Source organism: Calidithermus roseus (genome assembly GCF_003574095.1).
GTDB lineage: Bacteria > Deinococcota > Deinococci > Deinococcales > Thermaceae > Calidithermus > Calidithermus roseus.
Genome location: NZ_QWLA01000014.1, coordinates 26,755 through 44,755 on the forward strand (window position 1 = coordinate 26,755; position 18,001 = coordinate 44,755).

Below are 18,001 nucleotides of genomic sequence, written 5' to 3' on the forward strand. Positions count from 1 at the left end.
TCGGATGTGCGCACGGCCTCCTCAGGCTATCGCCAATAATACAGTCAGATATCTTGACAAGACCACGCTCAATGCACTACTGTTGAAACCGGGAGGAGTCGCCGGGATGAGGGTTTCACACGCTCGTTCGCTGGAGACTCCTCCAGACATGTCCAGAGCCTTCACGATGAAGGGGGTGAGTAGACGATGACCGATCTAGCCCTGTTGATCCTCCGGCTGGTAACTGGGTCCTTGCTGGCTGCCCATGGGGCGCAGAAGCTCTTTGGTTGGTTCGGCGGGCACGGGCTGGCCGGCACCGCGGGCTGGCTCGAGTCGCTGGGATTTCGCCCAGGGCGGCTGTGGGCGCTGCTGGCGGGCGGATGCGAGTTCCTGGGAGGGCTCTTCCTGGCGCTGGGGCTGTTTAGCCCGGTGGGCTCGCTGCTGATTGCTGCCGCCATGCTCACCGCCATCGCCAAGGCGCACTGGCCCCGGCTTTGGGTTACCCAGGGCGGCTTCGAACTGCCCCTTACCAACCTGGCCGTGGCTGCTGCGGTGGGCATCGCCGGTCCGGGCGCCTACGCGCTGGACGCCCTGTGGAGCAGTGCCCTATCGCCGGAGCTGGCGCAGTGGGGATTGCTGCTGGTGCTGGTAGGGTGGGTCCTGGCCCTGCTGGCCTCGAGCCGCCGTCCGGTGCAGCCCGCTTGAGGTGGCCTCATGAGCACCGTGGCGACCTGTTCCTCCTGCGGGGCTAAGAACCGCCTGGGCACCCCGCCCGCCGGCCAGGTGCCGGTCTGCGGGGCCTGCAAGAAGCCCCTGCCCTGGCTGGTAGAGGCCGGCGAGGGTGGCCTCACGCCCGAGCTCCAGGCTGGCGTGCCGGTGTTGGTGGACTTCTGGGCCCAGTGGTGCGCGCCCTGCCGGGCGGTGGCCCCGGTGCTGGAGGAACTCGCGCGGGAGCTGGCGGGTAAGCTCAAGGTGGTCAAACTCGACGTGGAGCGCCATCCCCTCCCGGCCAGCGCTTATCAGGTGCACAGCATCCCCACCTTGATCCTCTTCAAGAACGGCCAGCCCGCCGAGCGCATCGTCGGGGCCGTGCCCAAAGCAGCCCTCCTGGCCCGGCTGTCTCCCCATCTGCAAAAGAACTGAGCTTTGGAGGTGAAGAAGCCATGCTAGAGCGCATCTGGCCTTTTACACGCCTTGGACGCGACAAGTTCCGCAAAGCCCTGGACGAGGCCTTGGAGAAGGCTTTTGAAGGAGCGGACTTCGAACCTAGCAGCGAGTTGGTAGAGGAAGAGGGGCGTTACCTGCTCCGCGCCGAACTGCCGGGCCTGGACAAGAAGGATGTCCAGGTGTACCTCGAGGGGCCTTTCCTTGTCATCGAGGCTGAGCGCAAGGAGGAGCAGCGCAAGCGCCACCTTTCCGAGATCTACTATGGCCGCATCTACCGCTCCATTCCCCTGCCCGCTGACGCCCGGCCCGAGGGGATCCAGGCCCGCTTGAGGCGGGGGGTGCTGGAGGTGGAAATCCCCCGCGCTCCCAGTCCCGGCCCATCCCGGCGCTCCATTGCCATCGAGGGCTGAAGCCAAAGTGGGCGAATCATGCAAAAGGGTCTTCAGCAGAGTGTTCTCCGGGGGTTTCGCTTCACCATCCAGCTCATTTTCAACCTGGCGATCCTGGCCTTGTTGCTAGGGCTTTTGATCGGGGTTGGGCGGACGCTGCTCGAGCTAGGCCTGACCCTCTCCGAGCCCAGCGTGCGCTTGGGCTTGAAGGATTTGGTCACCAACGTGCTCTCGCTGGTGGTGATGTTGGAGTTGGTGCGGGCTTTTGTGGAGTACTTCGAGTACGAGCGCATCCGGCTGGAGGTGCTCTTGGAGGTGGGCGTGGCCTTCGTGCTGCGGGAGATGCTGCTGGGCCTGTTTGGCGGCGACATCCAGGGCATGGAAGTACTGTTGTGGAGCAGTGGTCTGCTGGCTTTGGTGGCGGCTCGTGCCCTGGCCGCCCAGTGCTTGGGGAGGGGCAAGGATGCGCGTTGAGGAAGTGATTCTGCCCGGCGTAGGCCGGAAGTATACCATCAGCGTGCACTCCGGGGACCGGATAGTGGTGGTGGTGCACCACTCGGGCCAGCGAGAGTTGCAGTACTTCGAGAAGGGGGAACTCGAGGAGCCCGCCGCCACCCTCGACCTCACCGACGAGGAGGCCCGTGAGCTGGGGGCCATCCTGGCCGGGGTGCTTTTCGCTCCCGAGGCGGTGGGAGATACCCGGGCCAAGTTGGCGGCGGAGACCATGGAATGGGTGAAGGTTGCGCCTGGCTCGCCCGGAGCGGGGCAGCGGGTGGGAGACCTCGCCACTCCGGGGGCCCACCTGCTGGCGGTGCTGCGCGAGGGGGAGGCCCTGCTGCCCAACCCCCATCCCGACACCGTGCTGCAAGCGGGCGACACGCTGGTGGTGGCTGGCCCACGCGCAGCCGTGGAGCGTTTCTTGCGGAGGGTGAGCGCTTGATCCATCCCTCGGTGGAAGCCTTCGGCCTGGCCGCAGCTCTGCTGGCGCTGGGGGCCGCGTTGGTCCACCGCCTGCGTTTACCTCCCCTTCCGGCTTATCTGCTGGTGGGGCTGGCGCTGGGGGGCCGCCTGGAGGTGGAGGCGCTGGAGCCCCTGCCCTCGCTGGGGTTGCTGCTCTTGCTGTTCTCGGTGGGGCTGGAGTTCGGCCCCGATCGCCTGGGCCAGCTCTCGCATCGGGTGCTGCGGGCTGGGGTTTGGGACGCGCTGGCGCTGCCATTGGGGACTGGCTTAGGGCTGCTGGCGGGGCTGGAGTGGCGGGGGGCCTTGCTCCTGGGTGGCATCCTCTACGTTTCCTCCAGCGCGGTGATCGTCAAGCTGATCCTGGACCTGCGCCGGGCCACCTACCCAGAGAGCGAGGTGGTGCTGGGGGTGCTGGTCTTCGAGGACCTGGTGGTGGCGGCTTTGCTGGTGCTCCTGGGGCCAGAGGTTGGCTCAGGGTTGCTAGGGGGGGTGGGGCTGGCGCTGGCTTACTGGGTGGTGGCAAGGAGGCTGGGCCCCCTGCTGAGCCGGGCGGTGGAGGGCTTCTCGGACGAACTGGTGCTGCTGACAGGGGCAGCCATGGTTGGCGGGAGCGCGGCCTTGTTCCACGTGCTGGGAGCTTCGGAGGGCATTGGGGCCTTCCTGTGCGGAGTGGTGGCTGCCGGACTGGGCCTGCGCGAGCGGTTGGAGCGCCTCTTTGGCCCGGTACGGGATTTGGGGGTGGCGCTGTTCTTCCTCACGGTGGGGGCCCAGGCCCTTGGACTTTTGCAAGGTGCGGGGTGGTTGGCGGCAAGCCTGGCAGCGCTGGGCCTGTTGTTGAAGCTCCCGCTCAACCTGCGAGGGGCCAGGGAGGCCGGGCTCAGCCCAAAGCGGCAGCACTACGCTGCGCTCTACCTGATTCCGAGGGGTGAGTTCAACCTGATTTTGGGCGCGCTGGCGCTGGAGCAGGGCTATACTCTGGTGGCCCAGGTAGCGGTTATGCTGGTGCTGGCCTCCATCCCGCTGGGTAGCTTGCTGATGCGCTACGCCCCGGACTGGTTGGGCAGGTCACGGCGGCCTGGCTCGAGCGAGGTGCAGCGGGTCGGGCGGAGCGGGTGAGGGGCCTGGGCAGGTTGGTTTTTGCCGAGGAGGCGCGATGGACATCTTCTTCCAACTGTTCTGGCTCTTCTTCATTCTCTCCACCCTGACCCCCTACTTCAACCAGCAAATGCTCTTGCTGGGTCGCGCGCGCAAGATCACCGAACTCGAGCGCAGGCGCAAGAGCCGGGTCATCACCCTCATCCACCGCCAGGAGGCTTTCTCCTTCTTAGGCATTCCCTTTGCCCGCTACATCGACATTGACGACTCCGAGCAGGTCTTGCGGGCCATCCGCCTCACCGACAAAAGCGTGCCCATCGACCTTGTGCTGCACACCCCCGGCGGGCTGGTGCTGGCCGCCGAGCAGATCGCCGAGGCCCTCTTGAAGCACCCTGCTAAGGTCACGGTCTTCGTGCCCCACTACGCCATGTCCGGCGGAACCCTCATCGCTCTGGCTGCCGACGAGATCATCATGGACGACAACGCGGTGCTGGGGCCGGTGGACCCCCAGTTGGGGCAGTACCCTGCGGCCTCGGTGCTGAAGGTACTCGAGCAAAAGCCCATCGGCGAGATCGACGACCAGACTCTGATCCTCGCCGACGTGGCTCGCAAAGCCCTGCTTCAGGTCAAGGCCACGGTCAAGGGCTTGCTGCGAAAACACCTCGAGGAAGCCCAGGCCGAGGAGGTAGCCCGGATCCTCTCCCAGGGTACCTGGACCCACGACTACCCCATCAGCGTGGAGGAGGCCCGGTCGCTGGGGCTCAAAGTCTCCACCGAGATGCCCCTGGAGGTCTATGCGTTGATGGAGATGTATCCCCAGCCCAGGGGTGGCAAGCCCAGCGTGCAGTATGTGCCGCTACCCTACGAGGGCGAACCCCGGCCCTCCGGCCCCCGGCGCCAGGGATAGGCTCACTGACCCGCCAGGCCAGGCCTGAGGCTGCGACGCAGGGACAGCACGGCCAGGATCAGAGCCAGCACGGGCGGCCCGGCGATCAGGAAGCGAAAGGCGGTTTCTGGCTCGGGGCCGGGCTGCTGACCACTCACGTAGCCGAACAGGGGGGTGAGGGTGGCAAAAATCAGGCCCTGGAGCAGGCCGGATAACCGTCCCAATACTCCCACCAGCCCATAATGCACCCCCTCCTGCCGCATCCCGGTCTGCTCGGCCCGCTGATCGATCACCTGCGCCAGCACCACGTCTTGCAGTACCAGCATTCCGCTCACGGCGAACCCCACGGCTGCTGCCACCAACATGCCTGTAGCTAGGCTGGTCACCCCCCACAGCGGCAGGAGGGCCAGGGCAAACAGCCATAAGGCGGCCTGCAGGCTGAGTCCGCTCCCCATGCGCTGGATGAGGTGCGGCCAGACGAAAGCACTCAGCAGCGCTACCGCGAAGATCGTGCCAAACAGCAAGCTGGTGTGGTCTTCGGGCAGGCCCAGGGTGTACTTGGCGAAGAAGGGAATCCCGCTCATCAGCAGCCCCAGGGCGGTCTGGACCAGGGCCAGCGCCAGGAGCAGGGGCCGGAAGCTGGGGTTGCGCAGGCAACCCAGGATGCTCGACCACAAACCTGCTTGCGAGGGGGGAGGTGTCCAGGGTGGCTCCCGCAGCCTCGAGAAGTACAGCCGGAGGGTGAGTGCCGCCACGGCGGCCCAGGCCAGGCCCATCCCGGCGAAGCCCAATCGGTTGTAGAGCACGGGGGAGAGCGCCACCGCCAGTAGCAGTGCCACCAGCCCCATTGCCTTGCGTAGGCCGTTGGCCCTGGCTCGAGACCCTTCCTGGCGAAAGAGTGCCGGAAAAAGGGCGTTGTGGTTCACCCAGGCCATCGTCGCGAGGGTCTCGAACAGCAGGAGCAGCACCAGGAAATAAGCGAACAGCCCCACGCCCTCAAAGCCTTCCGGCACGATCCACAGCATCAGACCCACCAGCACGTAAAGCGGCAAAGACACCCGCAGCCAGGGCCAGCGCCGGCCTCTGGGGTTATTGGTGCGGTCGGAGAGATAGCCCAGTAGGGGGTCGTTGACGGTATCCCACAGGGTATTGATGCTTCGCGCCAGCAGCACCCAGGTCACCGCCAGCCCCAGCTGGTCGGTGTAGAAAAACAGCAGATAGGTCCCCACCACATGGGTGGGCAGGGCCAGGCCAAACTCCCCCAGTGCGTAGGTGAGTGGTTGGGTAGGAGGAATCTCCTTTCTCATGCTCCGGCCCTGGGATTGAGGGGCTTCAGGGTGATTGTACGGGGGTTTGGAGTTCCTGGCTATGGGCTACGAGGCCGCTTTACCTGTAGGCTAGACCAGGGATGGATGGGCTCCTGCTGGCGCTGGCCTACCTCATCGGCTCGCTAAACCTGGCCATCGTGGTCGGTCGGCTCAGACACCTCGACATTCGCCGGCGGGACATCGCTGGAGCCTCCGGGGTTTTTCGCCAGCTCGGGCCGGCGTGGGGAATCGGGGTAGGTCTGGCCGACATTGGCCGAGGGGTACTGGTCGCCCTGCTGGCGCAAACGGCAAGTCCAGAGATGCGGCCCTGGATGGGGGTGGCCTTGACCACAGGCCACATCTGGCCGCTGTTCTTCGGCTTCCGCGGTGGGGGTGGCCTGGCCCCAGCCTTCGGCTACGTGCTCTACCTGCTGCCCGGCCCGGCCCTGGTTGGCCTGGTATTAGCCTTGGCAATTGGAGCCCTGCACAAGCTCACCCACGAACGGCTTTGGCCCCAGGTGGGCTGGCTGCCCTTTGGGGCCATCTTCGGGTTCGCATACGTGCTTGCTCTTACCTGGGGAGAGCCCGGCTTCGCGCAGGTCTTGCTGGTCATCGTCCCGCTGGTCATCCGCGTGCTACTGGTGTTGAGCGGGCGCTGGTGGGAGTAATTCTGGAGCGTGGTTTGGCTGAGCCAGGGCGGTGAGCGCTCCAAATCAATCAATGTCGTCCCGACAGAGTGTCAGCGCCGTACCTTCCCCGAGGAAACTCCACCAGCCAAGCACCCGCTCGCGCCCGTTGCGCTCGAGGCTGAAGAAAAAGCCTCTGGGCTCCTTCTGGAGCATCGTATAGCTCCAACCCTCGTCTTCTACCTCCCCAACGAAAGCTTGCTCGATGAGCGTGGCGTACTCCTGCTGTCCCACCCAGGTCAGGTTCTCCAACTCAGTGCACGTGAAGACCAGATAGCTGTTCTCGTAGGGAACCACGGTCATCACCGGAGTACCCTGGTAAACGGAGTTCAACTCGCCCAGCATCGGCAGACCCAGAAGCCTCGAGCCCCCCGCTTGGGCCAAGCCGAGCAGAACTCCGACCAGTGTTATAGCCACTCCAATGCCCCATTTCACGATGGACCTCCGCCACCAAATACAGGTGGATACCGCGCGGATGAGGTCGGTGCAAGCCAGGCCGCCGGAATTTGAATATCTTAGCCCTGTGTGCGGCGTAACTCAATAGCTCATGGCCTCATACGGGTGTACATCCGGGGGAAGGGGATCGCCTCGCGGATGTGCTCGATGCCGCAAATCCAGCGCACGGTGCGCTCGAGGCCGATCCCGAAGCCCGAGTGGGGCACCGTGCCGAAGAGCCGCAGGTCCATGTACCAGTCGAAGACTTCCTCGGGCAGGCCGTGCTCGCGGATCTTCTGCAGCAGCAACTCGGGGTCGTGGATGCGCTGGCTGCCGCCGATGATCTCGCCCACCCCCTCCGGCGCGAGCATATCGGCGTTCTTGACCAGCCGGGGGTCTTCGTCGTCGGGTTGCATGTAGAAGGCCTTTACGGCAGCGGGGTACTTCTCGACGAAGATCGGGCGGTCGAACTGGCTGCTCAGGGCCGCTTCGTGGGGAGCGCCGAAGTCGTCGCCCCACTGCATGGGCTCGAGCCCCTGTTCGGGCTTCTCCTTGGCGATCTGGTTGACCATCTCCACGGCCTTGGAGTAGTGGATACGGGGGTAACCCCCCTGCGCGCTCTTCTCCAGCACGGCGGTGTCGCGCTCGAGCATCTGTAGCTCGAGCTTCTTCTCCTCCAGCACCCGCCCCACCAGGTAGGACACCAGCTCCTCCTGGAGTTGCATGTTCTCCTCGTGGGTCATGAAGGCCACCTCGGGCTCGATCATCCAGAACTCCAGCAGGTGGCGGCGGGTCTTGCTTCGCTCGGCGCGGAAGGTGGGGCCGAAGGTGTAGACCTTGCCGAAGGCCATGGCCCCGGCCTCGGCGTAAAGCTGGCCCGATTGCGAGAGATAAGCCTTTTCCCCATCAAAGAGGTCTACCTCGAAGAGGTCGGTGGTGCCCTCGACGGCGTTGGGGGTGAGGATGGGGGAGTCCAGGCGGATGAAACCGCGGGCGTGGAAGAAGTCGTGGATGGCCCGCTCGAGCTCGTCGCGCACCCGCAGCACCGCCCAGGCTTTGCGGTGGCGCAGGTGCAAGTGGCGGTGGTCCATCAAAAAGTCCACGCCGTGCTCTTTGGGGGTGATGGGGTATTCCTTGCTGGGCAGGCTGATGATCTTCAGGCTCCTGACCGAAAGCTCGAAGCCGCCCGGAGCACGGGAGTCGGAGCGCACCAGCCCCGTCACCTCGATGGCCGCCTCCTGGGGGAGGTGGTCGGCCTGCTCGAACTGCTCGTCGGGGAGTTCGCCCTTGAACACGGTGGCCTGGATGAAACCGGTTCCGTCGCGCAGGGTGAGGAAGTGGATCTTGCCCTTGCTGCGTCGGCCCGTGACCCAGCCGCGGATCAGGGCCTCCTGCCCTTCGTACTTGCTGATTTCCTCGATGAAGGCGCGTTGCATACCTTCAAGAGTCTAAACCAAGCCAGGAGCAGAAGGCTCTCAGCCCTCAGCTACCGTGCCAAGCACCAGAGGGTGAGGTGCTGCCTCACCCTCATCCCGGTGCGCTTGGAGTTATCGGCTTTGGGCGCCTTGCGTTTGGCGTTCAGCTATCGGCCTGGCTCAGTGCGTCAGCACCTGCCGCACCGCCTCGAGCACCCGCTTGGCGTCGGGGCGGTAGAAGTTCTCCACCGCGCTGAAGGGCGGGTAGGGCGCGTCCCAGCCGGCCACGCGGACGATGGGGGCCTCGAGGTAGTCCAGGGCCTCCTCGGCTAGGCGGGCTGCGATCTCCGCGCCGAAGCCCCCGGTGCGCATGGCCTCGTAGACCACCACGGCCCGGCCCGTCTTGGCCACCGACTCCACCAGGGTCGGGGTGTCGAGCGGGACCAGGGTCTCCACGTCGATGACCTCGAGCTCCACCCCCTCGCGCGCGGCCACCTCGGCGGCCTTCTGGCAGACCTCGACCATGCCGCCGTAGGCGATCAGCGTCGCGGCGCTCCCCTCGCGCACCACGCGGGCCTTGCCGATGGGCAGGGTGTAGTAGCCCTCGGGCACCTCGGCCTTGACGCCGCGGTAGAGCTTGATGGCCTCGAGGAAGAACACCGGGTCGGGGTCCTCGATGGCCGACAGCAGCAGCCCCTTAGCCCGCTCGGGGCTGCTGGGGATGATCACCTTGACGCCGGGGACGTGGCAGAGGATGGCCTCGGGACTGTCGGCGTGCTGCTCGGGCGTTTTGACCCCACCGCCGTAGGGAGCGCGGATCACCAGCGGGATGGTGAAGCGGCCCCGCGTGCGGTGGCGCATGCGCCCGAGGTGCGAGAGGATCTGGTCGAGGGCGGGGTAGAGGAAGCCGGCGAACTGGATCTCGGCCACCGGGCGCAGGCCGGCCATGGCCATGCCGATGGCGAAGCCCACGATCCCGCTCTCGGCCAGCGGGGTGTCGAAGACGCGCTTGTCGCCGTACTTGGGTTGCAGGCCGTCGGAGGCCCGGAAGACCCCGCCCATCTTGCCCACGTCCTCGCCGAAGAGCACCACCCGGGGGTCGCGCTCGAGGGCTAAGTCCAGCGCCTCATTCACCGCCTGGACCAGGTTGATGATGCGGGTGCCGCGCTCGGCGATCATGCCTCACCTCCGTGCAGGTAGTTCCACGCCGCCTGCTGGTCGGGCTGCATCTCGGCGTAGACCTGCTCGACGATCTCCCAGGGCCTGGGTTCGGAAGCCTTGTCGGCCTCTTCCACCGCCGCCACGAACTCGGCCTCGAGTTCCTCGCTCAAAGCCCGTTCCTTCTCCTCGTCCCACAGGCCCAGGTGCAGCAGGCAACCCCGCATCCGGTCGATGGGGTCGCGCTTTTTCCAGGCCTCGGCCTCGTCTTCGGTGCGGTAGCGCCCCGGATCGTCGGAGGAGGTGTGGGGAGCCACCCGGTAGGTCAGGGCTTCGATGAGGGTGGGGCCTTCCCCGGCCCTGGCCCGGGCGGCGGCCTTGCGGGCCACCGTCCAGACCGCCACCAAGTCGTTGCCGTCTACTGTCACGCCGGGTATGCCGTAGCCCTGGGCCTTCAGCGCGATGCGCTGGACTTTCATCTGCTTCTGGGTCGGCACGCTGATGGCCCAGCCGTTGTTCTGCACCACCACCAGCAGTGGCGCGTCGAAGACCGAGGCGAAGTTGAGCCCTTCGTGGAAATCGCCCTCGGAAGTCCCGCCATCCCCGATGAACACTGCCGCCACCGCGTCCTTCCCCTGCAGCCGCAGGGCGTGGGCCACTCCCGCGGCCTGGGGCACCTGGGTGGCGATGGGGATGTAGAACTGCACCATGTTCACCTCGGGCGGCGCGCCCCAGCCAGCGGGGTCGGCCCGCCAGCTCAGGATGAGCTTACTCAGAGGCATTCCGAAGGTGATGGCCGCCGCTGTCTCGCGGTAGCTCGGCAGCAGCCAATCGCGCGAGGGCTCCAAACACAGCGCCACTCCCACCTGCGCCGCTTCCTGGCCACGAAAAGGCGGGTACACCCCCAGTCTTCCTTGCCGTTGCAGCACCAGCGCGCGTTCGTCGAAATGCCGCGCTCGCCGGAGGGCGCGATAGCCCGCCAGCAGTTCCTCCTCACTCAGAGGTATGTCCCGTAAGGGTTTTCCATCATCGTCAAGGTAGCGAACTGTATCCACGCCGATCAGTTTACCCCAGCACCCGTTAGGGCTTCGACCAACTGCTCCATGCTGCGTGGGCTTGCTCGCGCGGCGCAGGCTGGTGGTCGGCGCACTCTAGCCGCAGGCCCCCGTCCCCGAACGCGGCGTCCACGAAGGCGCAGTGATGCGGACGGGCGGGGTCAGGGTGAGCGTGGGGGCGGAAGAAGGTGCAGGTGACGCACATCTGTGCGGGTGCAATGTGGCCCATTTCCTGCAGGGAACGGATCATCTTGACCAGGCTCCGCAGAAAGATGCGCTGCTCTTCGGGCTCGAGGCTCTCCAACGCTGCCAGGAGGAAGTCGGGCCACAGTGCAGTGCGTTCGGCCTCCGCCCTCCCGTCGGGCGTCAGGTTTAGGCTCACTGAGCGGGCGTCGCCCACTCCCCGATTCTTGACCACCAGCCCCTTGGCAATGAGCGCCTTCACTGCCTCGCTGGTGGTGGCTGGGGTGATGCCCAGCAACTCGGCGATCTCCCCCAGCCGCCGGCTGCCTTTATGCCCTAACAGGGCCAGAATCTGGCCCTGGGTGGGGGTCAGCCCCTGCTGGTTGGCACCCTTCCAGGCCTGGGCCTTGAGGGCCAGGCTGATCTTGGACAAGCCCGTGATCACTCGACTGCCAATGGCTTCCTCGGAGAAAGCGTTCTCGCTCATGGGGGCTTGGCGGCTTAAAAGTCACCGTCCTTTACGTAAGGGTAGCACCACAGGAGGGCTTGCAAGACTACCGTCTTGAACCAGGCCTGGTGCATCCGCTCGATCTGCTCTTGGGAGTGTCCCTTTTTGGCCAGGAAGGGACGGATTGTCGCGGTGATGGGATAGATGAAGGCCACGATGTAGCGCATGGGCACCTGGGGAGCGGTGCCGAAACCGTCGGTCTGGTTCTTCTTGCTCCGGTGGTGGCGCAGGCCGATCTCGTGCTGGTAGGCCAGCCACTGGGCGTCATAGGGTCGCTGGCAGGTGTCGAGGATCCACTGCCCGAAGCGCTTGCGCACGGCTGCTAGGTACTCTGCGCTGGGGTTGCCGTCCGGGCCGCCAAAATAGAAGACCAGGTGGGGATGGGAAGCTACGAAGCCGTACCACACGTCCAGGATCTCCTCTACCTGATCGGCCAGCACCTCCCCGGCCTGACGCAGGGCGGTGTGGTCATCATCGGTGAAGAGCAGACTGGCCTTGAGCTTCTCGAGGTCCTCCAGGCTCAGCGGCGAGGGGTTGAGGGCAGGACTGCCGTAGGTATAGCCGGGGATGCTTTGCACAGTCACCTCCTAAAATTTAGGACTCCTAATTAATAATTAAATGCAATCGAGCCTGTCAAGTCTCGGACGGGGGACTTGACAGGTGCATAAAAGAATCACGAGCTAGGTTTATCGTGAAATAATACACATAGAACCTGAGTGCTCAGCCTCGTATCTTCAGGAAACGCTCGAGCCGCTCCAGCGCCTGCGCGATGTCCTCGGGGGTTTTGCAGAAGGCGAAGCGGACGAGCCCCTCGGGGGGCGGGCTCGAGGCGTAGAAGGCGCTTCCGGGGATGATGGCAACCCTGGCCTGCTGCACCAGGGTCTCGGCGCTCAGACCCGGCATCCGGGCGGTCAGGAAATAGGTGCCCACAGGCTCGAAGACCTCCAGGCCCATGGCCTGCAGCCCCTGCGCGAGCAGGTCCTTGCGCTGGCGGTAGCTCTCCCGAAGCTGCGGGTAGAAGCCCTCGGCACGGGCGATGGGCAGGGCCTGGGCGACGGCAGCCTGCAGGGGGGCTGCCGAGCAGAAGCTCGACCACTGGCGCATCCCGGTGACGGCGGGGGCTAGGCCGGGCGGGGTGACGATCCAGCCGATGCGCCAGCCGGTGGCTTCGAGCCGCTTCCCCGCCGAGCCCACCGTGAACACCCGCTCGGGGGCCAGCGCGCGCAGGGGCGTGGGTGGCGCCTCGAAGTACAGCTCGTCGTATACCTCGTCGCTGATGATCCAGAGGTCGTGCTCGCGGGCCAGGGTCACGATGGCCTCGAGCTCTTCCCGCGAGAAGATCGACCCCGTGGGGTTATAGGGGCTGTTGACCAGCAGCGCCCTGCTGCGTGGGGTGATGGCGCGCTCGAGGGCTTCCAGGTCGAGTTCCCAGCGATCTGTGAGGCGCATGGGCACCAGCACGGGCCTAGCGCCCACCATCAGGGTTTGGGGCAGGTAGGCGTCGAAGTAGGGCTCGAGCATCACCACCTCGTCGCCCACGCCGTAGAGGGAGTCGGCCAGTGAGGACAGCGCCTCGGTGGCTCCGGCGGTGACCACGATGTCCTCGGGTGAGACCCCCAAATCCTCGGCCAGGGCCTCGCGCAGGCTGGGCAGGCCGAAGGGCGGGGTGTACTGATCCACCGTCCCCACTGCCTTGCGGGCGGCCTCGAGCAAGAACGCGGGTGGCGGGTTGGAAGGGAAGCCCTGCCCCAGGTTGATCGCGCCGTGCTGGAGGGCCAGGCGGCTCATCCGGGAGAAGATGCTCTCGGTGGTGATCTTAGTGCGGGGGTGGAGCTCGGCGGGCATAGGTCAAGATACCGCGTCCTTCAGCGGTTGTCGCCCTCGCCCTTGATCTGGCCGCGCTCGAGCCGACTGAAGAGCTTGTCGAGGTTGGCCTCGGCGATCTCCTGTAGGCTCAAACCCAGCTCGGTGGCGATCTGGGCCAAGTACCACAGCACGTCTCCCAACTCCTGCTTCAGCGCTTCGCGGTCGATCTCGCCGATCTGCCCACCCTTGTCGCGGAAGAGCTTCTTGACCTTGCCCGCGACTTCGCCTGCCTCGTTGGCCAGGCCCAGGGTGGGGTAGACGATGGGGTGGTCGGTGTGGACCAGGTTCCAGGTCTTGCGCGACTCGCGCTGGTAGTGCTCGAAGCTCTCCACCTTCATGCCCTGCCTCCGGGCGCGGCTTGCAGCAAGGCGATGAAGCTCTCGACCTGCAGGCTAGCTCCGCCCACCAGCCCCCCGTCGATGTTGGGCTGGGCGAACAAGGCCGCCGCGTTGTCGGGTTTGACCGAGCCACCGTAGAGGATGCGCACCCCGTTGGCAAAGGCCAGGTCGAAGCGGCGGGCGAACCAGGCGCGGATTTCGCGGTGCATGGCCTCGGCGTCCTCCGGGGTGGCGGTCCTGCCGGTGCCGATGGCCCAGACCGGTTCGTAGGCGATCACCAGTTGGTCATGCTCCTCGATCTCCACCCCCTCGAGACTCCCCTCGAGCTGGCTGAGGGTGTACTCCACCGCCCCACCGGCCTCGCGCACCTCCAGCGGCTCCCCCACGCAGAGGATGGGGATGATGCCGTGCTCCAAGAGCCGCCTGGCTTTCTCGGCCACCAGCGCGTCACTCTCGCGGTGATAGCTGCGACGCTCGGAGTGCCCGATCACGGTGTACTTGCAGCCTACGTCGGCCAGCATCCGCACCGAGACCTCCCCGGTATAGGCCCCTTCTACGTGAGCCGAGACGTCCTGGGCGCCGTAGGCCACCACCGTATCCGAGAGCGTCTCCTGGGCGGCGGGAAGGGAGGGGAAGGAGACCATGAGGGCGGCTTCGGCGGGGGTGGTGGGGTAGCGCTCGAGCAGCTCCTTGAACCAGGCTCTGGCTTCGGAGGGGGTCTTGTACATCTTCCAGTTGCCCGCAACCAGGGTTTTGCGCATAAGAGACTCCATAGGCCATTGGGCTATCGGCGTTCTTACGACAGCGCCTCGATGCCGGGCAGGGTGCCGAGCTCGAGCAATTCCAAGCTGGCCCCGCCTCCCGTCGAGACGTGGCTGAATTTGTCGGCCACGCCCAGTTTGTTGGCTGCTGCCACCGAATCCCCTCCGCCGATCACCGTGAAGGCCCCCTTCAGCTCGGCGATGGCCTGACCCACGGCCAGGGTGCCCTTGGCGAAGTCGTCCACCTCGAAGACCCCCATGGGACCGTTCCACAGTACGGTCTTAGCACCCTGCAACGCCGCCGCGAAGGCCCTGGCGCTCTCGGGGCCGATGTCCAGGCCCATCCAGCCCTCGGGGATCTGATCTGCCAGGACGACCTGCGTCTGGGCCCCCGCCTCGATCTTCTGCGCAGCCACCACGTCGCTGGGCAGCAGGAGTTTTACCTCCAGTTCCTGCGCACGCTTCAGCAGGCCACGGGCCAGCTCGAGCTTATCGTCCTCGACCAGGCTGGCCCCCACCTTACCCCCCTGAGCCTTGATGAAGGTGAAGGCCATGGCCCCGCCGATCACCATGCCGCTCACGCGCGGCAGTAGGTTCTCGATCACCCCGATCTTGTCGGAGACCTTGGCCCCGCCCAGCACCACCCAGTAGGGCTTTTCGGGATTTTCGATGACCCGCTTGATGCTGGAAACCTCCTTCTCCATCAAGAACCCGGCGTAGCTGGGCAGGAATTGGGCTACCCCCGTCACCGAAGCGTGCGCGCGGTGTGCCGAGCCGAAGGCGTCCAGCACGAAGGCGTCGCCCAGCCGGGCGTACTTGCGCGCGAGGGCTTCATCGTTCTTCTCCTCGCCCGCCTCGAAGCGCACGTTGTCCAGCAGGGCCACCGAGCCTGCGGGCAGCGCCCTGACCCGCTCGAGCACGGCCTCCGAAGCCGGGGTCAGCTCGGGGCTGCCGCCGATGAAGATCACGGGTCGGCCCAGGTGCTTCTGAAGAACCGGCGCCACCGGGGCCAGGCTGCTGGCCTCCTCGAAACCCCCCTTGGGCCGGCCCAGGTGGCTGAAGAGCACCAGCGTGGCACCTTGCTCGAGCAGGTGCTTTAGGGTGGGGATGGCCGCCGAGACGCGGGTCTCGTCCTTAACCTTGCCTTCCTTCACGGGCACGTTGAAGTCCACCCGCACCAATACCCGCTTACCGGATGCGTCGAAGTCCTTGAGGGTACGCATGGTTCACCTCATGGAATATGTCGATAGTCGATGGTCGATAGTCGATAGCTGATAGCCGATAGTCGATAGCCGATAGCCAATGGCTGATGGCCGATAGCCACTCGCGTTTGGCGTTTTGCCCCTCGCGTCGCTACAGCTTGCTGCCGATGTACTGCGTCAGGTCGGCCACGCGGCAGGAATAGCCCCACTCGTTGTCGTACCAGCTCACCACCTTGGCCAGGTTGCCCACTACCAGCGTGTCGAGGGCGCTGAAAATCGAGGAGTGGGGGTCGCCCTTGAGGTCGGAGGACACCAATGGCTCCTCGGTGTAGGCCAGGATGCCCTTCATGGGCCCCTCGGCGTACTCCTTCATCGCGGCGTTGATCTCCTCCTTGCTCGCCTCGCGCGAGAGCACGGCGGTGAAGTCCACCACGCTCACCGTGCTGGTGGGCACGCGGAAGGCCATCCCGCCGAACTTGCCCTTGAGTTCGGGGATCACCAGCCCCACGGCTTTGGCCGCCCCGGTCTCGCTGGGCACGATGTTGAGCGCGGCGGCGCGGGCGTCGCGGGGGTCGTCCTTGGCCGCGTCGACGAGGCTTTGGCTGGCGGTGTAGGCGTGGACGGTGGTCAGGAGGCCCCGCTCGATGCCGAAGCGGTTGTTGAGCACCTTGGCCACCGGAGCCAGGCCATTGGTGGTGCAGCTGGCGTTGGAGATGACGTGGTGCTTGGCGGGGTCGTACATGTGCTCGTTGACGCCCATCACCACCGTGAGCATGTCGCCCTTGCCCGGCGCGCTGATGATGACTTTCTTGGCCCCGGCCTTGAGGTGGGCCTCGGCGGCCTCGAGCTTGGTGAAGCGCCCCGTGGATTCGATGACGATGTCTACGCCGATGTCGCCCCAGGGCAGGGCGGCTGGGTCTTTCTCCTCGTAGACCCGGATGGTCTTGCCGTTGACGATGATGTTGTTCTCGTCGTAGCTGACGCTTCCGGGGAATTTGCCGTAGTTGGAGTCGTACTTGAGCAAGTGAGCCAGGATGGAGTTGTCGGTGAGGTCGTTGAGGGCGACCACTTCTACCCCGCGCTCCTCGAGAATGCGAAACACCTGGCGACCGATACGCCCAAACCCGTTGATTCCTACGCGCATAGTTCCTCCCTGTGTGGGGTTCTGCTTCACAGCAGCGCTCACACTATACCCCACTTTTTCAATCCGGCTGCTCCTGAACCGCGTCCAAGCAGCGCGCCTGCAATAGATTACTCCGCTCGAGGCCCGGCTCGAGCGGAGTGAGGCCCTAATTTGGCTGCTTAGCGCGTCCGCCCCGCCAGCAGGTCTTCCACCTGCTTCTGAGCCTTGTCCAGCGCAGCCTTGGGCGTGGCCTGACCCAGCACGGCTTCCTTGATGGCCTGACCCAGGATATCGAAGCGGATCTGCTCCCACTCGGCGATGGCTGGCTCGTAGCGGGCGAAGCGGCTTTGGGTGAGGATGGTGCCGAACCAGGGGTTCTCCTTGACGTAGCGGGTCACCGTGGGATCGGCTCCTGCGCCCAGGTGGACCGGCACGTAGCCGGTGGCCACACCGAAAACCGCCTGAGCCCTGGGGGTGATCACGAACTTGAGGAACTCGGCGGCCAGGGCGCGCTCCTTGGCGTCGGCCTGTTTGAAGACGATGAGGTTGGTGCCCTGCACCAGCGCGTAGCCGGGCTGCTTGCTGGTCTTGCCGGGCAGGGTCGCGGTACCTAGGTCGAACCTGGCCGCGCTCTTGTAGAAGCTATAACCAGCGGAGGTATCGGTGGAGAAGCCGAAGGTCCCTGAGCCGAAGTTCTGGTTGATGAAGCCCTGGGTGATGGGCTTGGCCCAGCCGTCCTTGACCCCCTGGACCAGGAATTCCAGCGTCTCCACGCCCACCTTCGAGTTGAGCACCAGCTTGCCGTTTTGCAGGTAGTTGCCGCCACGGGTGAAGAACCAGTAGGCGTAGGTCGAGGCGTCGGGCACGAAGAAGTAGACCGGGGTCTTCTCGCCCTCCGAAAGGCGCTTGGCCGTGGCCACGAACTCGTCGATGGAAGTGGGCACCTTCGCGCCGTACTTCTTCAAGAGGTCGTTGTTGTAGTACATGATCTGGACGCTCTTGTTGAAGGGCACGCCGTAGACTTGACCCTTGATCTTGGTGGCGTTGACGAATAGCGGGTTGAGGCCCTTGAGGTCGAGGCCCAGGCTCGAGACCGGCAGCACGGCGTCGGCCTCGAGGTAAAGGGCGATGTTGTTCTCGAAAGCCTGGGCCATGGCCGGAACCTTGCCTGCTGCGAAGGCCGCTTTGAGCTTGGTGGAGAGGTCGCGGTAATTGCCCTGGGGAACGGGTTTGACGCAGACTGTGCCCCCTTTGCCCCGGTTGAACTCCACGATGAGGTTCTCCAGCGCCGCTTTGGGCGCACCCCCGGTAAAGCCATGCCAGAGTTCGGCCACCACCTCGGCCTTGGCGCACTGCTCCTTGATCACGTCCTCGGCTTTGGGCTGAGCCACGGCTAAGCCAACGATTCCCAGCGACAGCCACAGCGTGAAACTCCGTTTCATGCTTCCTCCTCGGTTTACAGCCCTACATTCGGTAGTGCTTGTCAGG

At 65.4% G+C, this 18,001-nt stretch carries 21 protein-coding genes; 8 read left to right on the forward strand and 13 right to left on the reverse strand.

Annotated features, from left to right (window positions below; translation table 11 throughout):
* The first annotated feature begins 186 nt into the window (after positions 1–186).
* Genes Mrose_RS05280 through Mrose_RS05310 form a run of 7 tightly spaced genes read left to right on the forward strand, consistent with a single transcriptional unit; the run spans position 187 to position 4,497 of the window.
* Positions 187–684: a DoxX family protein gene (locus Mrose_RS05280; protein WP_119276382.1), complete on the forward strand. Its 498-nt coding sequence runs from the start codon at positions 187–189 to the stop codon at positions 682–684.
* A gap of 9 nt (positions 685–693) precedes the next feature.
* Positions 694–1,122, forward strand: a complete 429-nt coding sequence (gene trxA, locus Mrose_RS05285) for a thioredoxin (RefSeq protein ID WP_119276383.1) — start codon at positions 694–696, stop codon at positions 1,120–1,122.
* Between the two features lie 20 nt (positions 1,123–1,142).
* On the forward strand, positions 1,143–1,556 hold the full coding sequence (locus Mrose_RS05290) for an Hsp20/alpha crystallin family protein (protein ID WP_119276384.1): 414 nt from the start codon (positions 1,143–1,145) through the stop codon (positions 1,554–1,556).
* An 18-nt stretch (positions 1,557–1,574) separates the two neighbouring features.
* Entirely contained in the window at positions 1,575–2,009 is a 435-nt protein-coding gene (locus Mrose_RS05295) for a phosphate-starvation-inducible PsiE family protein (protein WP_119276385.1), read from the forward strand.
* The gene (locus Mrose_RS05300) at positions 1,999–2,475 is read left to right on the forward strand and encodes a cation:proton antiporter regulatory subunit (RefSeq protein WP_119276386.1); all 477 of its coding nucleotides are present in this window, start codon (positions 1,999–2,001) and stop codon (positions 2,473–2,475) included. The genes Mrose_RS05295 and Mrose_RS05300 overlap by 11 nt, the downstream gene beginning before the upstream one ends.
* A complete protein-coding gene (locus Mrose_RS05305) occupies positions 2,475–3,611 on the forward strand; it encodes a cation:proton antiporter (protein WP_119276411.1) in 1,137 nt (378 codons plus the stop codon). The genes Mrose_RS05300 and Mrose_RS05305 overlap by 1 nt, the downstream gene beginning before the upstream one ends.
* A 37-nt stretch (positions 3,612–3,648) precedes the next feature.
* Positions 3,649–4,497: an SDH family Clp fold serine proteinase gene (locus Mrose_RS05310; protein ID WP_119276387.1), complete on the forward strand. Its 849-nt coding sequence runs from the start codon at positions 3,649–3,651 to the stop codon at positions 4,495–4,497.
* A gap of 2 nt (positions 4,498–4,499) precedes the next feature.
* Here Mrose_RS05310 and Mrose_RS05315 read toward each other — a convergent pair whose 3' ends face one another.
* Positions 4,500–5,783: an MFS transporter gene (locus Mrose_RS05315; protein ID WP_119276388.1), complete on the reverse strand. Its 1,284-nt coding sequence runs from the start codon at positions 5,781–5,783 to the stop codon at positions 4,500–4,502.
* A gap of 101 nt (positions 5,784–5,884) precedes the next feature.
* On the opposite strand from Mrose_RS05315, the gene Mrose_RS05320 reads away from it, so the two are divergent.
* Positions 5,885–6,451: a glycerol-3-phosphate acyltransferase gene (locus Mrose_RS05320; RefSeq protein WP_119276389.1), complete on the forward strand. Its 567-nt coding sequence runs from the start codon at positions 5,885–5,887 to the stop codon at positions 6,449–6,451.
* A gap of 45 nt (positions 6,452–6,496) precedes the next feature.
* On the opposite strand, the gene Mrose_RS05325 is transcribed toward Mrose_RS05320, so the two are convergent.
* The 12 genes from Mrose_RS05325 to Mrose_RS05380 form a co-directional block, all read right to left on the reverse strand.
* Positions 6,497–6,904: a hypothetical protein gene (locus Mrose_RS05325; protein WP_147371575.1), complete on the reverse strand. Its 408-nt coding sequence runs from the start codon at positions 6,902–6,904 to the stop codon at positions 6,497–6,499.
* 110 nt (positions 6,905–7,014) lie between these two features.
* The gene (gene asnS / locus Mrose_RS05330; RefSeq protein WP_119276391.1) at positions 7,015–8,340 is read right to left on the reverse strand and encodes an asparagine--tRNA ligase; all 1,326 of its coding nucleotides are present in this window, start codon (positions 8,338–8,340) and stop codon (positions 7,015–7,017) included.
* 159 nt (positions 8,341–8,499) lie between these two features.
* Entirely contained in the window at positions 8,500–9,498 is a 999-nt protein-coding gene (locus Mrose_RS05335; protein ID WP_119276392.1) for an alpha-ketoacid dehydrogenase subunit beta, read from the reverse strand.
* On the reverse strand, positions 9,495–10,532 hold the full coding sequence (gene pdhA / locus Mrose_RS05340; protein WP_119276393.1) for a pyruvate dehydrogenase (acetyl-transferring) E1 component subunit alpha: 1,038 nt from the start codon (positions 10,530–10,532) through the stop codon (positions 9,495–9,497). The genes Mrose_RS05335 and pdhA overlap by 4 nt, the downstream gene beginning before the upstream one ends.
* A 25-nt stretch (positions 10,533–10,557) precedes the next feature.
* Entirely contained in the window at positions 10,558–11,202 is a 645-nt protein-coding gene (locus tag Mrose_RS05345) for a MarR family winged helix-turn-helix transcriptional regulator (RefSeq protein WP_119276394.1), read from the reverse strand.
* Between the two features lie 14 nt (positions 11,203–11,216).
* Positions 11,217–11,801: a protoglobin domain-containing protein gene (locus tag Mrose_RS05350; RefSeq protein ID WP_119276395.1), complete on the reverse strand. Its 585-nt coding sequence runs from the start codon at positions 11,799–11,801 to the stop codon at positions 11,217–11,219.
* Positions 11,802–11,943: 142 nt separating this feature from the next.
* Positions 11,944–13,068 carry a pyridoxal phosphate-dependent aminotransferase gene (locus Mrose_RS05355; RefSeq protein ID WP_119276396.1) on the reverse strand — a complete coding sequence of 375 codons (1,125 nt, stop codon included), beginning with the start codon at positions 13,066–13,068 and terminating at the stop codon, positions 11,944–11,946.
* 20 nt (positions 13,069–13,088) lie between these two features.
* Positions 13,089–13,427 (reverse strand): nucleoside triphosphate pyrophosphohydrolase family protein, encoded by a 339-nt coding sequence (locus tag Mrose_RS05360; protein WP_119276397.1) that lies wholly within the window; start codon positions 13,425–13,427, stop codon positions 13,089–13,091.
* On the reverse strand, positions 13,424–14,188 hold the full coding sequence (gene tpiA, locus Mrose_RS05365) for a triose-phosphate isomerase (protein ID WP_119276398.1): 765 nt from the start codon (positions 14,186–14,188) through the stop codon (positions 13,424–13,426). Before tpiA ends, Mrose_RS05360 begins: the two co-directional genes overlap by 4 nt.
* Positions 14,189–14,223: 35 nt before the next feature.
* Entirely contained in the window at positions 14,224–15,411 is a 1,188-nt protein-coding gene (locus tag Mrose_RS05370; protein WP_119276399.1) for a phosphoglycerate kinase, read from the reverse strand.
* Between the two features lie 130 nt (positions 15,412–15,541).
* A complete protein-coding gene (gene gap / locus Mrose_RS05375; protein WP_119276400.1) occupies positions 15,542–16,534 on the reverse strand; it encodes a type I glyceraldehyde-3-phosphate dehydrogenase in 993 nt (330 codons plus the stop codon).
* 158 nt (positions 16,535–16,692) lie between these two features.
* Complete coding sequence (locus tag Mrose_RS05380) at positions 16,693–17,955, reverse strand: ABC transporter substrate-binding protein (RefSeq protein WP_119276401.1); 1,263 nt, start codon at positions 17,953–17,955, stop codon at positions 16,693–16,695.
* Positions 17,956–18,001: the final 46 nt, after the last annotated feature.

Coding starts and splice junctions, on each gene's coding strand:
- Mrose_RS05380 (WP_119276401.1), bottom strand. CDS start 17,955: ATGAAACGGAGTTTCACGCTGTGGCTGTCGCTGGGAATCGTTGGCTTA.
- Mrose_RS05295 (WP_119276385.1), top strand. CDS start 1,575: ATGCAAAAGGGTCTTCAGCAGAGTGTTCTCCGGGGGTTTCGCTTCACC.
- Mrose_RS05360 (WP_119276397.1), bottom strand. CDS start 13,427: ATGAAGGTGGAGAGCTTCGAGCACTACCAGCGCGAGTCGCGCAAGACC.
- Mrose_RS05290 (WP_119276384.1), top strand. CDS start 1,143: ATGCTAGAGCGCATCTGGCCTTTTACACGCCTTGGACGCGACAAGTTC.
- Mrose_RS05300 (WP_119276386.1), top strand. CDS start 1,999: ATGCGCGTTGAGGAAGTGATTCTGCCCGGCGTAGGCCGGAAGTATACC.
- asnS (WP_119276391.1), bottom strand. CDS start 8,340: ATGCAACGCGCCTTCATCGAGGAAATCAGCAAGTACGAAGGGCAGGAG.
- Mrose_RS05335 (WP_119276392.1), bottom strand. CDS start 9,498: ATGATCGCCGAGCGCGGCACCCGCATCATCAACCTGGTCCAGGCGGTG.
- Mrose_RS05280 (WP_119276382.1), top strand. CDS start 187: ATGACCGATCTAGCCCTGTTGATCCTCCGGCTGGTAACTGGGTCCTTG.
- Mrose_RS05370 (WP_119276399.1), bottom strand. CDS start 15,411: ATGCGTACCCTCAAGGACTTCGACGCATCCGGTAAGCGGGTATTGGTG.
- tpiA (WP_119276398.1), bottom strand. CDS start 14,188: ATGCGCAAAACCCTGGTTGCGGGCAACTGGAAGATGTACAAGACCCCC.
- Mrose_RS05315 (WP_119276388.1), bottom strand. CDS start 5,783: ATGAGAAAGGAGATTCCTCCTACCCAACCACTCACCTACGCACTGGGG.
- trxA (WP_119276383.1), top strand. CDS start 694: ATGAGCACCGTGGCGACCTGTTCCTCCTGCGGGGCTAAGAACCGCCTG.
- Mrose_RS05320 (WP_119276389.1), top strand. CDS start 5,885: ATGGATGGGCTCCTGCTGGCGCTGGCCTACCTCATCGGCTCGCTAAAC.
- gap (WP_119276400.1), bottom strand. CDS start 16,534: ATGCGCGTAGGAATCAACGGGTTTGGGCGTATCGGTCGCCAGGTGTTT.
- Mrose_RS05310 (WP_119276387.1), top strand. CDS start 3,649: ATGGACATCTTCTTCCAACTGTTCTGGCTCTTCTTCATTCTCTCCACC.
- Mrose_RS05355 (WP_119276396.1), bottom strand. CDS start 13,068: ATGCCCGCCGAGCTCCACCCCCGCACTAAGATCACCACCGAGAGCATC.
- Mrose_RS05345 (WP_119276394.1), bottom strand. CDS start 11,202: ATGAGCGAGAACGCTTTCTCCGAGGAAGCCATTGGCAGTCGAGTGATC.